The sequence below is a fragment of the Vibrio sp. J383 genome, assembly GCF_023503985.1.
Classification (GTDB): Bacteria; Pseudomonadota; Gammaproteobacteria; order Enterobacterales; family Vibrionaceae; genus Vibrio; species Vibrio splendidus.
In genome coordinates this window covers 1886164-1898477 of the sequence record NZ_CP097293.1, presented here as the reverse complement: position 1 = coordinate 1898477, position 12314 = coordinate 1886164, and the positions used below count along the sequence as shown (strand labels likewise).

Genomic DNA, 12314 nt, shown 5'->3' with positions numbered 1-12314 from the left:
ATATAAAAACGGGCTTGTTGCGTTAACAACAAGCCCGTTCGTAATTTCAGCTTAATATCTTAACTAAGTACAGTCTGTTATTTAAGCGCAATCCACTCTTGTCTTTGTTCGTCGTCCATAAAGGTCCATGCGATAAAGCGACTCACCTTCTGGCCTTGTGACATCTCAACCACTTTTACTTGTTTAGCTCTAAGCTTACCTAGCTCTGAACGAACCATATCGACGTTGTCTTTCTTAGAGATCAATGTCGTAAACCACAGTACTTGAGTAGCAAAAAGCTGGCTCTCTCTCGCCATCTTCATAATGAAAGCCGCTTCACCACCCGGACACCAAAGTTCAGATTTTTGGCCACCAAAGTTTAAGGTTGGTTTATCTTGCTTAGTTGATTTATTTTGCGTGGTTAATTTGTCTAACTTAGCTGGCTTCTTATTCGTTTCTGGCTTGAATGACTGACCCGCTTTCTTAGCTCGGTTTGCCGCTAGGTTATCCAGTTTACGTTGTGATCCCTTTTCCGCCTCTTCTAGAGAGCTATGGAATGGAGGGTTACAAATTGTGACATCGTAACGTTCATTATCCTTAATCACGCCCTTAAAGATAGATTCTGAGTCGGCTTGCAGGCGAGCTCGGATCTTACCTTTTAGATTAGGGTTACTTTCCGCAATGAAGTTCGCTGTTTTGATGGAGACTGAATCGACATCAGTACCTGTCCAGCGCCACTTATACTCTGTCGCACCAATGATTGGGTAAATACAGTTTGCACCAACACCAATATCTAATGCTTTCACAGAAGAATGATTATAAGGTTCACCTTGACCATCGCTATTAAGGATGTCTGCCACTCTGTGAATATAATCTGCACGGCCAGGAATTGGCGGGCACAAGTAACCAGCAGGAATATCCCAATGCTTAACGCCATAGTGATGCGCCAGTAAAGCCTTGTTAAGTAGCTTAACGGCTAATGGATCAGAGAAATTAATGGTGTCTTCGCCCACCGGGTTCTTGATCAGGTGTTCTTTTAGCTCAGGCAATGCTGCAACCAATAACTCGAAGTCATAGCGACCTGTATGTTGGTTTCTTGGGTGTAATCCACCTTGAGGCTTTTCAGTCGAGCGTCTTTTCTGGGCTGCGTTTTTGTTAAAAGCAGTTTTATTGAAAGAACCCTTATTCGATGACCCTTTATTCGCACCCGGTTTACCTTTGCTATCTTTTGCAAAAGGTCGCTTTGCTTTGTTGTTGTCAGCACCTTTGGGAGCACTGTTTTTGCGGTCTGATGTGTTCTTTGTAGAAATACGCTTGTCGCTGCTTGGCTTGCCTGCATTTGGCTTAATATCACCGTGCTTGCGATTACCTTGAGTACGATTACCTTGCTCAGCTTGGTTGTCTTTTGTTTTTGCTGATGAGGTACTGTTTTTTGACAGGCTTAGCGTAGTTCTATTTTGTGATTGGCTCATTGGGCTACTTCTTTAAGTCTAAATACATCATGAATAAACGGGCATCTAACTCAAGTTGATGATATTCCGGCTCCATGTGACAGCATAGTTGGTAAAAGGCTTTGTCGTGTTCTTTCTCTTTGATGTGCGCCAGTTCATGCACCACCAGCATTCTCAGCAAAGGTTCTGGTGCATTTTTAAAAACACTGGCGATACGAATCTCGTTCTTCGATTTGATCTTTCCACCGTGATTCTTCGCGACGTAAGAGTGCAGACCTAGTGCATTATTAATTAGGTGTATCTTGCCGTCGTAAATCACTTTACTGATCGGTGGCGTTTTTTTCATGTAGCGATTTTTAATCTCAATCGCATAGTCAAACAGGGCTTTCTCGCTTTTGATTTCATGATTCTTTGGGTAGCGAGCTTCAAACCACGGCACCAATTTACCTGATTCAACAAGTTGAGTTACCGGGTCGAGAATGTGCTTCGGGTAGCCTTGGATATAGCGTAAAGAAGGATGCATGCTGAAAGACCGTACAAGTTACACCACGACAATATGTTGTGGTCTTGAAAATTGAGCCGCATAGTGTAACTGATCACACTTTTCTAATCACCTAGGATTCGTTACACTTTAGCGAGATTCACCAAGAGCTACACTCAAAAAGAGATTGTAAAAATGAAACGTGTTGTATTGTACGTCGCAGACAAATGCCCGCACTGTAAAGATGCACAACGCTATTTGGATTCGAAGAAAATTGAATATCGCCTAACGAATGCAAAAATGCAGCGTGGCCGTAAAGAATTACAAGCGATGGGTGCTCGTTCTATCCCTGTGCTTAAGATCGGTGACCAAGTGATGGTCGGCTGGAATCAGAAAAACTTCGATAAGATGTATAACTCAAAGAACACCTAACGTGGTCTAGAGATCAGTACTTCTACACAACAAAGCCCGCATACTCTAACTAGAATATGCGGGCTTTGTTTTATCTATTTCAATGTAAGTAGATCATTAAAATTCGATATCGCTATCCTTTTACCCTCAAGAGCTTGCCACAAGCTGAACACTTATATTTTTCTTTAATCCCAAGGACTTTTTCTAAAATGGTCCTGTGAACTCTCACAAGCCTTTGCTCTTTGCACTTACATTTCATCGGGTAATTACTATTTGGATAATGGTTCAAGGACGCAAATATGAATCAACTAATGTAAGTTAACCATATTGTTAACCACACGTTTTTCTCAGAATGATATAACCATTACTAACTCTTGTGATCAAATCTAAATAAAAGCACTTAAAATCAACTGGTTATATTTAATCGAATTTTAAATAAAGCGAAGAAGTCTACGTGGTTTTAATCAGATATAATTTGAAGAGTTTGTAGGCGGTTTGAAAATTTAACTTAGCCAACGTTAGAAAAGAGCCGAGAAGTAAACGCATGGCAGGTTAACTTTTCGAGTAACTATTCTTTTGCAATGGGCTGTTAAGTGAAATTCAGGAAAGCTGAAATTTGTGTGATAGGCATTAGGTCAGCTTAACACAGGACTATGTACGCATATTCCAACCACACTTTATTATTGTAACACGATCACTAGCCTTTAATTTTGAAAACCACACCGAAGTTCACACATTGGTATCTTCCTTTAATACCAAAAAGACGATCCATAAACGTTCTATGAATCCTAACCAGTTTTTGCTCTTTACATTCGCATTTGATAAAAACAGTATTTCATACCTAAAAACCTTATCGATTACTAAACCCTAGGCACATTAAGTAAATCATAAACCCTTAATATCCACGCCTAAATTAGTGACACCGTTCACACGAACCATTAGAAATGTGAATTGTTTTAGATCAATCGGCGGCATGACGAAAAAAAATCACACATAACGCTTAACGAAATCAATAAAGGTTCTGTCGGCTTTCGACAGATACCCTTCCTTTCTCCAAGCCAAAGATAGATTCAGTTTCACAGGGTCTTTAAATGGTACGCCGACAACATCGTCTTCGTACTCTGTCACTAAGCTGAGTAACGCAGTAATGGCGAACTCTCGCTTCACGATAGAAAGAATCATTGGTAATAAATTGGTTTCGAATGCGATGGTCATATCTAGGTTGTAATTTTTACACGTTGCATCAATAAAATCGCGATGGAAATAGCCCGATTTGAACATGATCAGCTCTTGAGCAAAAAATTCTTCAAAAGTAATGGATGGTTGACTTGCGAGTGGGTGCTCTTTACCAACGACCGCAAGCATCTCTGAACTTAATAGATGATCCGTTTCCAAATCATCAGGAACGTTCTCATGATTAATCACACCAATATCGAGTTCGCCGTTTAACAGCATTTCCCGAATTGAAGCTGTACCAGCATCTATTATCGTCAATTTGAGGTTAGGGTATTGGCTCTTAAATGCCATCACGACTTGCGGAAAAAAGTAACTGCCCATCATACTTGGAGCGCCTAGTCGCACCTCTCCTTTTTCTAAACCTTTTAGTTCATTCATCGCAAGTTGAGCATCATCGAACTGCTGGGCTATTCGCTTCGCATGCTCAAACAGTACCTTTCCCTCTTCCGTTAAGGTGACGGATTTATCTCCACGACGAAATAGAATCAACTCAAGCGTTTGTTCTAGCTTTTTAATGGAGATACTCAATGCAGGTTGCGCGATATGCAGCGCTTTAGCAGCCTGAGTGAAGTTACCAAACTGAGCAACAGCCAGAAAATGTCGAAGTGGTTTTGATTCAAGCATGTCAATATATTTTATATATGGAGGCGATATCTTTAATATATTTCTTTAATCACACTTGTACTGATAACTTGTTCACAAATAGCTTATTAACTTGCACAGGCACAACATCAATGTTTGATAAAGGCAGTCCTCAATACAAACGAATCACCCAATCATTAGCGATTGGCTCGTTTATCATTTTCTGTAACCTTTATCTCTTTCAGCCAATCTTGCCGCACATGGCTGAGCACTTCCAAGTCTCTGAAACTCAAATCAACTGGCTGTTTGCCGCAACAACACTTGGCCTTTCGATTAGCTTGGTGCCTTGGGCTATCGCATCTGAAACCTTCGGTCGAAAACCTATTATTCTATTCAGTTCGTTCGCTATTCCTGTGATTGGATTGAGTATGGTTTTTACGACTACCTTGCTGCAACTCGTTATTGCGAGAGCTTTGATGGGAATTGCTGTCGCAGCTTTCGCTGGTGTAGCGGTTGCCTATATGGTCGAAGAGTTATCACCCAAAGCCTTTGCTGTCGCGATTGGTGGTTATATTGCGGCCAACTCATTAGGTGGGATCTTTGGACGTGTACTAGGGGGCTTAATCACGGACTATTTTGACTGGCATGTGACTGTGTTATTTTTCGTTGTCGGCTCTTTGCTTGGCGCGCTCTATATTGCGTATAGCCTACCGGAACAACAAAACTTCAAACCACAGAAAGGCTTGTTCTTTCACCATAACCGTTCAGTAGTGATGCATTTAAGAAACCGCACCTTATGGCTCGCGATGTTGATCGGAGGCGCTAATTTTGCACTGTTTGTTAACTTGTATTCAGTCATGGGCTTTAGGTTGGTATCCGAGCCTCACTCAGTGCCCGTAGGTTTAGCCTCACTTATATTCCTGTGTTATTTGGCTGGTACAGTCAGCTCTAAGCTATCCAACAAATGGACACTCCGTTTTGATCCGTTAAGCGGAATCTTGATGGGCGTGTGCATCAGCTTAATTGGAATGTTTGTTTCTGCTGTCGATAAGATCCCATTCATGCTCGCTGGTTTATTATTGATTAGCGGCGGAGCTTTCTTCGCCCATACCCTTGCCTACTCTTGGGTAAGTCAAAAAGCACCAAGCGCTAAGGCGACAGCAACTGCACTTTACTTGGTTCACTATTATATTGGCGGGAGCTTAGGTGGTTTCTTACTCTTGTATTGCTGGCAACTGTTCGGTTGGAATGGCGTCATTGCGGGCGGTTCAATCTTCTATGTTGCGATATTTACTTGGGTCTACCAATTAAAACAACTTCAAGTATCGGCCTCTAAACTCGCACAAGCATAAGTGCGACTGAGGTTGTAACTCAATTATTGCTTTTGATTAACGTCCGTTCTGATATCCTACGCAAAATTTCATTTCGGAACCTGTTATGTCGAACACTCAAAGCACAGAGCTTCAAACCATCCACGACCAAGTAAAGCAGTGGTTAGACGATGTCGTTATTGGCCTAAACCTGTGTCCATTCGCAGCCAAGCCACAACGTAATAAACAGATTAAGATCTTTGTGAGTGAAGCGAATACGGAAGAAGCGTTGTTGCAAGACATCATGACGCATTTCGTAGAGTTAGATAACACGCCAGTCGCAGAATTAGAGACGACTTTGGTGGTTGTACCTAACATGCTGCAAGATTTCTTCGACTACAACATGTTCATTGATTGGATTGAAGCGTTGATCAAGCAAGAAGATTGGGAAGGCGTTTACCAAGTAGCAACCTTCCACCCAGACTATTGCTTTGGTGGTGCAGATCCAGAAGACGATGAAAACCTAACGAACCGTTCTCCGTATCCGGTTTACCATTTGATTCGTGAAGCGAGTATGGAAAAGGTGTTGAAGCACTACCCTAACCCTGAAGCGATTCCTGATACCAACATCGCGAGAGTTGAATCTTTAACGCCGGAAGAACGTCGTCAACTGTTCCCTTACCTGTTCAGTTAATAGTTCAGCTAATAGTTCAGTTAATCGCTAACAAGATGGCTCATATTCCTGAGCGTTCTTGATGATATGGACGAGAAATAAACTGATCTCGTCCATTTTGTTTAGCAATATACAGGCACTCATCGGCAACTTTTATTAACGAGTCTAACGCCGACATTCGTTCCCCTTTGGTATCCCCAGTACTCAATTCAAAATGACAGGCGCCGATTGATATGGTGACTGGCTTTCTATCCAGTGTGATTTTCTTCATCTCTTGCAAAAGAATCCTGAACTTATCTTCAACATAACTGGGGGTTCTATTTGGGTACCAAAGAATAAACTCCTCGCCACCGAAACGCGCCACAAACTCGCCTTCTTGAGTGTTATGACTCAACACATTCGCCACTCTCTTTAAAACAACATCACCCATTTGGTGACCGTAAGTATCATTAACGACCTTAAAGAAATCGATGTCGACAACCGCTAGCGTCCCTTTACCTAAAGATCCTTTTAACTGTTCAACTTCTGCATTCAGCGTTTTGAACAAACAACGTCTATTCGGTAAGTGGGTAAGGGGATCATACAGGGCTTGGTATTCAAGTTTTTCGTTCAGTTCTTGCAGTTTACGTTCTTGCTGCCTTCTAACCAGTTCTACTTCTATCCATGAAGCCATCAACCTCATCACATCGATATCGAACTCTTTGAATTCTCTGTAATACGGTCTAGGACTTGAAAAGTTTAAGGTGCCGTAAAGCTCTTCGTTAACGAAAATAGGAATGCCAATATAGGACTCTAAGCCGAAAGACTGATAAGCAGGATGAGTTGCATATTTATCGTGTTTACCGCAATGTTCAATGCAGATAGGGCCGATTGATTTACACGTAATTTCACAATAGGTCGATCGATAATCGAAAATATCGCCACTGTGCAGTTCCACGCCCTCAGGGGTAATGCAGTGTTCCACTCGATAGCGGTTGCCTTCTACTTTCGACAGGATACCAATATCTAAATCAAAGCGTTCGAGTCCCATAATAAGCAGTTGAGCGATCTGACTATCGAAACCTTTTCGATAGTCATTGGTAATTTGATACAAGCGGCGTATAACAATTTCGCTTTCACTAGCTTGGTGCATAACTGGGATCTCACAACTGTCGAATTTAATGACAACATCACTATTTGGTATATGAAGAAGAGTAAAGTGTAAAAAAACCTAATAATCAATTGGTTTGTATGCAAAATACCTCATTGGTCCAATGAATAAAAGTCGACTTCTTCGACTTTGCGTTAGCACCCTATTCCTAGCTTTGATAAAATGATCCATTAACGAAACAGAATGGATAGGAAAATGAACCTTTCTCAACTAAGCCAAGAAATCTACGATCACCTTTACCGCGACATTGAAGAGTTCCGCAGCACTTTTGATCTGCCTGTTGCTGCTCCTGAAACAATGGACGAAAAAGGCGATACGCTACATACCTCTCTAGCGATAGAAGAACTAACAGAACTAGCAGAAGCAGACTCTAAAATCGAGCAAGCTGACGCTATCGTAGACAGCGTTTATGTTTTGATGGGACGTTTAGTTCACCTTGGCCAAGCTAAGGTTGAAGATAACCTAGCGATCAGCTACCTGATCGACCTGCTATTGAATGTTTGTAAAAACCGTTCAATCGACTTCTTGCCTTGTTGGGACGAAGTACACTCAAGCAACATGAGCAAAGTATGTCGCAACGAAACTGAATACGCTGAAACAGAAGCTTTCTATGCTGAGCAAAACATCAAGCTGATGGCTGTTCAAAAAGGCGAATACATCATCGCTAAGTGCGCGGAAGATTTTGTATCTGAAGGTAAGACAATTCGCCAAGGTAAAGTACTTAAATCAGTACACTACCGTCCTGCGAACCTTGAGCCACTAACAGCTTAGGCGAGTCTTTTAGCTTTCTAAATCATTAATGTTTTAGCGAGTCAAAACAACAAACGCCACGTTACGATAACGTGGCGTTTTAATATCTATCGTTTTATTTTCTGTGTCTTCTCGTTCTTGAAAACGTCACCGTGTTACCACTATACCAGTCGTGCCATGTGATAAGCCGCCACATATTCGCCATTTCTGAAAGCGAACCCTGCGGACTCTCCTTCAATCACGAAACCGAACTTCTTATACAGGCTGATCGCTCTTTCATTATCGGTGTACACCGTTAACTCCATTCGCTTGATGTTAATCCAGTTATCACACAGATCGATTGCTGTCGCGAGCAGTTGGCTCCCAACGCCTCTGCCTAACACATCGTCTTTAACACCCATACCAAATGAAGCCACATGTCGCCTTCTTGGGTTCACACACACTTCCATTCCCAAGTTGCCAACAATCTCATCGTCGATCATCGCGACATAAGAGTACACGTTGTCAGGCATATTAGAGATTCGCTTCTGCCAGCTTTCCAGAGATGGATTGGGGAGTTGCAGCGTACCGGTATAAGCATTAGTGCATTCGTAAACTTCTTTGATTCCCTTTGCATCTGACGGTTCAGACCGTCTCACTATAATACTCATCGCAACTCCTACTATTTTCATCGCTAAATATGAAACACATCCTTAATGTGCACCTAGACACACTATCAAATAGTAAATATTTAACAATAGGTTAGATGAAATTGTTTCAAATTAAGGAATTAGCAAGTGGAGGGAAACAGTATTTTGACGAAGGCGTATTAATAATATGGTTTTACTTGTAGTGGCTAACGGAAAGTTTCCGATGGAGAGAGTAAAGACTAGGTTATTATGTTGATGTGATATGGACACAAAGGTATGTGCCCATATTGTTTAACTAGCTCTCTTGATTAGTCACGTTCACATTGAACTTGGATGACTTTAAGGTCTGTTGCATTTAGCTTCTCAGCTAGCACTGCGCCTTCTTCATTACATTGCTCAAGAGTCGTAAATTGGGTGTTAACTTCCATTTCTGCTGTGCTGTCAGCGCCACCCATCATTAGGCTTAGAATCAGTGTGAGTTCGTACATAAAATAATCCTCTTTCGAGCTTTCAAAGCATCCATTCGAATAAGATAAAGTGACTAGAATCCGCCCTAATTCACTTGTTTCGTTTGAGATAATTCTAGTCATTCACTCGATTCGAGTCTTACCATTTTATGCCAAGAGGTAACAAAGTAAGTACGCTTATCTTATTGGGCTTAGTTAATACTGAGTAAACGCCCTCGTTCGATATCTTGCTCAAGCACCTCTGGAGTCAAGTCGCCATGTCCATGGTGATCGTGATTATGGTTATGTCCATGATCGTGGCCGTGTGAATGACTTTGATGTTCATTTGATCTTTGAGCTAACTTATCTGAATCCAAATAAGTGTCAGTCAAATCAGCACAATAATCTTGAGTCCATAAGTGACGAGCGTCGTCATCACTCATAATTTGCTCCGCTTTAGGACCCAACTTATCCATGTAGTACATCCCCAACTCCTCACCGTCTACACTGGCATGGTTGATAAGGTTCATAAACGCAGGCTCTTGATTCTCATCTGATAGATGCCCATTTTTGTAACACACGGTTAGACCAATAATGTCGTCGCCCAGTTGCTCTAATTCAGGGTTAAAATGATTGTGACTGTGATTATGTTCGGCAGCGGCGACAAGCATTGGAGTAAGTAAAACACATGCGATAGCCAGTAGCTTAATGGTATTTTTCATAGGATAGACCTTCTGTATTTTCGAATACAAATTTGATTAGTTGGCTGACTTAGCTTCTTGTAAGGTGAGCTAAGCTGAGGGGAACTTCATGAGCATTTCAGCCTGAGTACCCCTCTGTCTCACTACAAGTAATCAATATGATTGGATAACGAGGCTCGATATAACGAGCGTTCTGTAGACAAAAATCACTTATCAACTACGATTCTTGCTGGTGCGATGGTGTAAGTCATTGGCTTCACCTCCCATTGACCTTTTGCTTCCAATGCAACCGCTAGTGCTTGCGCCTCTTCACATACCTTCGCTGGTTTTCCGTCAGCCCAGTATGATGGGCCCGAAGTGTAGCCGCACATCACTGAAAACGTGTGTTGGCCATTCTTTGTGGTGTATTCCGTCATAATGACACCACCTTCTCCATGCGTTATTTTTAGCGAGCCTTCATCGGCTACATGCATTGCATCGGAAGGATTCGGTTTGACATACGTTGTGTAGGTCCCGCCATCTGACATGGATTGGTTGTCATACATGGTGTAGCCTTCTTTTTCTGAAGGTAAGGTCAGTTCGTAGTTAGGATCAATATCCGCTAAACGTTCTGAGTTATTCGTCGCACCAGGTTGATAGTTGTGAGCATTGGATTGTCCGTTAGCGAAAACAGACGCTGACACTAAAGATAGAATGACGACCGCTAAAATTGATTTTTTCATAATGAACTCCAGATATTCTAAGCAAAGAAGTTGTAAGCAATAGTTTTATGATTGAGTAAGAGAATGGGTTTATTTACCTAACTTTTTAGGATGTGAGGGCAATATCAGCCCTCACTACAAATACCCTATTTGTTGTCGGTTCCTGCTCCTTCACCAGGCTCAGTTGGACGACTTACCGATTTGCGCTCAAGATTGTGGTGAGCACGCACTCTATCCATGTATTCTTGCTTGGTGTTCATACCTTGCTTCATTGCTTCTGGTACTTGTTCAGCTGGGATCACGATGTCACGGTCGACTGGCCACTCAGTTAACAGCTCTGGATGGTAGCCTTCTGGGTAGTACAGTTTTGGATCCAGCTCTAAATCACGAATCTCTTGTTCTTGTATGTCTTCACGGCTGTTTTTCGGTAATGGAATTCTAAAATCAGACCCATCTGCCAGATCAAATTGTGGCGCTCGCGCATTCGGGAAATCAGGTAAAATACCTTCACGAACCCACGCATTATCTTTAGTCATGTTAACGACAATGCCATCTGGCGCACCGAAGTGGTAAGGCCCTTGCCAATGGTGGCGAACCTCTGCAACGGTTTCCTCATTGAGATATGGGTCGAATGTCATGTGCGTTGTCATGAACAAGCGCGGTTGTACTTCATTCGCCACATAACCCGCCGCGTACGCTGGTGTATGGTGAGTATCAACGGTGTAACGTGCTAAGAATGGCGGCACACCTTGAATAATCGAAGACACACCAAACGTTTCGGTTTGCAGTTCAGTAATGAACAAGTCTGCGCCTTTTGCGTATTTCAAATCCAACTCAGTTGGGCGACCGTCTCCTGTCCAAACAAACGAAAGCACTCGACCGTCATCTTGAGTCCAATTCAAGCGGTAACCAGACGCGCCATCTTTTGCGTGACTGCGTCGCCAGTGAATCACTTCCACATTGTCTTGGTCATAGATAACGCCACCGTCGTCGCGGAAATCAAACTCGTGTACCACTATGTCGTTGCCTGATGGGAACACATCAAATGCATCGGTGTGCCAGTTCAACATTTGCTGCATGCCTTCAATCATATGACGAGTGCCATATTCTGGAGTCGCACCACTCGGGCCATAAATGTTAAGCGGCTTTTCCCAGCGACCATTCCAACCACCAAATTGATACAGGTAAGGTAATGATCCGTAGTGATCTACGTGTAAGTGAGTAATGAAGATATGGTCGAGTTCATTCATCGCGACACCCGCCGCTACGTAGTTCGCAATTGATCCTTCACCTAAATCAAAGACAAAGTTAGAGCCGTTACCCAATTCGACGTATATCGAGGTGTTTGCCTGCCCCGGGCGAATCATTGGTGATGTCCCCATGAACGTGACACGCATTTCATCCGGTTGAACTTCTTCAGTGCGTGGGAACCAGTTGGCGCCAGACACCATGTGATCGCCATAAGGTGCAATGCCCTCAAACATCAGGCCTTCTTTCCAACCTGAATTGGTTTCTTTGCGATAGTCACCATTGTTTACACCGCCCATTAACACAGAAAGCACCTCTTCTTCTGAAGAGTACAAGTTCCCCTTAGGTTGAGTGCTCAGATACTCTTCAAGAGTTTCACCCTCGTGATATTCAAATTTCTCGAGTTTTTGAATATCAGAGTTAGTCTGCTTGGTGTTGTATTGCATCATTGGGTCAGCAGCAAAAGCGGTTGTCGTGATGATCATTGCTGTAGAGATGATTGATAATTTTGCGAAAGTTCTCATAGTTTCACCTATCGGTCTGAGTATTTAGTAAATGAATGAAGT

Annotated in this window: 13 protein-coding genes; 4 read left to right on the top strand and 9 right to left on the bottom strand. The window is 42.4% G+C overall.

Annotated features, from left to right (window positions below):
* Window positions 1-77: 77 nt before the first annotated feature.
* Window positions 78-1451: a 23S rRNA (adenine(1618)-N(6))-methyltransferase RlmF gene (gene rlmF, locus M4S28_RS08560; protein WP_249631581.1), complete on the bottom strand. Its 1374-nt coding sequence runs from the start codon at window positions 1449-1451 to the stop codon at window positions 78-80.
* 4 nt (window positions 1452-1455) lie between these two features.
* Window positions 1456-1953 (bottom strand): YgjP-like metallopeptidase domain-containing protein, encoded by a 498-nt coding sequence (locus M4S28_RS08555; RefSeq protein ID WP_004734935.1) that lies wholly within the window; start codon window positions 1951-1953, stop codon window positions 1456-1458.
* 153 nt (window positions 1954-2106) lie between these two features.
* On the opposite strand from M4S28_RS08555, the gene M4S28_RS08550 reads away from it, so the two are divergent.
* A complete protein-coding gene (locus M4S28_RS08550) occupies window positions 2107-2343 on the top strand; it encodes a glutaredoxin family protein (protein WP_004734934.1) in 237 nt (78 codons plus the stop codon).
* A 966-nt stretch (window positions 2344-3309) separates the two neighbouring features.
* On the opposite strand, the gene M4S28_RS08545 is transcribed toward M4S28_RS08550, so the two are convergent.
* On the bottom strand, window positions 3310-4182 hold the full coding sequence (locus M4S28_RS08545) for a LysR family transcriptional regulator (RefSeq protein ID WP_249631580.1): 873 nt from the start codon (window positions 4180-4182) through the stop codon (window positions 3310-3312).
* Window positions 4183-4292: 110 nt separating this feature from the next.
* Between M4S28_RS08545 and M4S28_RS08540 the strand changes: the two genes are divergently transcribed.
* Together M4S28_RS08540 and M4S28_RS08535 are read left to right on the top strand one after the other, a co-directional pair.
* On the top strand, window positions 4293-5492 hold the full coding sequence (locus M4S28_RS08540) for an MFS transporter (RefSeq protein WP_249631579.1): 1200 nt from the start codon (window positions 4293-4295) through the stop codon (window positions 5490-5492).
* An 85-nt stretch (window positions 5493-5577) separates the two neighbouring features.
* Window positions 5578-6144 (top strand): DUF1415 domain-containing protein, encoded by a 567-nt coding sequence (locus M4S28_RS08535; protein WP_054546431.1) that lies wholly within the window; start codon window positions 5578-5580, stop codon window positions 6142-6144.
* A gap of 40 nt (window positions 6145-6184) precedes the next feature.
* On the opposite strand, the gene M4S28_RS08530 is transcribed toward M4S28_RS08535, so the two are convergent.
* Window positions 6185-7255, bottom strand: a complete 1071-nt coding sequence (locus M4S28_RS08530; RefSeq protein WP_249631578.1) for a sensor domain-containing diguanylate cyclase — start codon at window positions 7253-7255, stop codon at window positions 6185-6187.
* Window positions 7256-7468: 213 nt separating this feature from the next.
* On the opposite strand from M4S28_RS08530, the gene M4S28_RS08525 reads away from it, so the two are divergent.
* Window positions 7469-8044 (top strand): nucleoside triphosphate pyrophosphohydrolase family protein, encoded by a 576-nt coding sequence (locus M4S28_RS08525; RefSeq protein ID WP_017075082.1) that lies wholly within the window; start codon window positions 7469-7471, stop codon window positions 8042-8044.
* Between the two features lie 140 nt (window positions 8045-8184).
* Here the strand turns inward: M4S28_RS08525 and M4S28_RS08520 are convergent, their stop codons facing one another.
* From M4S28_RS08520 to gntH, 5 genes are all read right to left on the bottom strand, one after another.
* Window positions 8185-8673, bottom strand: a complete 489-nt coding sequence (locus M4S28_RS08520) for a GNAT family N-acetyltransferase (RefSeq protein WP_026012381.1) — start codon at window positions 8671-8673, stop codon at window positions 8185-8187.
* A gap of 287 nt (window positions 8674-8960) precedes the next feature.
* The gene (locus M4S28_RS08515; protein ID WP_249631577.1) at window positions 8961-9140 is read right to left on the bottom strand and encodes a hypothetical protein; all 180 of its coding nucleotides are present in this window, start codon (window positions 9138-9140) and stop codon (window positions 8961-8963) included.
* A gap of 170 nt (window positions 9141-9310) precedes the next feature.
* Window positions 9311-9820: a hypothetical protein gene (locus tag M4S28_RS08510; RefSeq protein ID WP_249631576.1), complete on the bottom strand. Its 510-nt coding sequence runs from the start codon at window positions 9818-9820 to the stop codon at window positions 9311-9313.
* Window positions 9821-10005: 185 nt separating this feature from the next.
* The gene (locus M4S28_RS08505) at window positions 10006-10521 is read right to left on the bottom strand and encodes a hypothetical protein (protein ID WP_249631575.1); all 516 of its coding nucleotides are present in this window, start codon (window positions 10519-10521) and stop codon (window positions 10006-10008) included.
* 125 nt (window positions 10522-10646) lie between these two features.
* Complete coding sequence (gene gntH / locus M4S28_RS08500) at window positions 10647-12272, bottom strand: guanitoxin biosynthesis MBL fold metallo-hydrolase GntH (protein WP_108117381.1); 1626 nt, start codon at window positions 12270-12272, stop codon at window positions 10647-10649.
* Between the last annotated feature and the right edge of the window lie 42 nt (window positions 12273-12314).

Excerpts from the sequence above, each read along its gene's own strand:
- rlmF (WP_249631581.1), bottom strand. The coding sequence starts at position 1,451 with ATGAGCCAATCACAAAATAGAACTACGCTAAGCCTGTCAAAAAACAGT.
- M4S28_RS08555 (WP_004734935.1), bottom strand. The coding sequence starts at position 1,953 with ATGCATCCTTCTTTACGCTATATCCAAGGCTACCCGAAGCACATTCTC.
- M4S28_RS08550 (WP_004734934.1), top strand. The coding sequence starts at position 2,107 with ATGAAACGTGTTGTATTGTACGTCGCAGACAAATGCCCGCACTGTAAA.
- M4S28_RS08545 (WP_249631580.1), bottom strand. The coding sequence starts at position 4,182 with ATGCTTGAATCAAAACCACTTCGACATTTTCTGGCTGTTGCTCAGTTT.
- M4S28_RS08540 (WP_249631579.1), top strand. The coding sequence starts at position 4,293 with ATGTTTGATAAAGGCAGTCCTCAATACAAACGAATCACCCAATCATTA.
- M4S28_RS08535 (WP_054546431.1), top strand. The coding sequence starts at position 5,578 with ATGTCGAACACTCAAAGCACAGAGCTTCAAACCATCCACGACCAAGTA.
- M4S28_RS08530 (WP_249631578.1), bottom strand. The coding sequence starts at position 7,255 with ATGCACCAAGCTAGTGAAAGCGAAATTGTTATACGCCGCTTGTATCAA.
- M4S28_RS08525 (WP_017075082.1), top strand. The coding sequence starts at position 7,469 with ATGAACCTTTCTCAACTAAGCCAAGAAATCTACGATCACCTTTACCGC.
- M4S28_RS08520 (WP_026012381.1), bottom strand. The coding sequence starts at position 8,673 with ATGAGTATTATAGTGAGACGGTCTGAACCGTCAGATGCAAAGGGAATC.
- M4S28_RS08515 (WP_249631577.1), bottom strand. The coding sequence starts at position 9,140 with ATGTACGAACTCACACTGATTCTAAGCCTAATGATGGGTGGCGCTGAC.
- M4S28_RS08510 (WP_249631576.1), bottom strand. The coding sequence starts at position 9,820 with ATGAAAAATACCATTAAGCTACTGGCTATCGCATGTGTTTTACTTACT.
- M4S28_RS08505 (WP_249631575.1), bottom strand. The coding sequence starts at position 10,521 with ATGAAAAAATCAATTTTAGCGGTCGTCATTCTATCTTTAGTGTCAGCG.
- gntH (WP_108117381.1), bottom strand. The coding sequence starts at position 12,272 with ATGAGAACTTTCGCAAAATTATCAATCATCTCTACAGCAATGATCATC.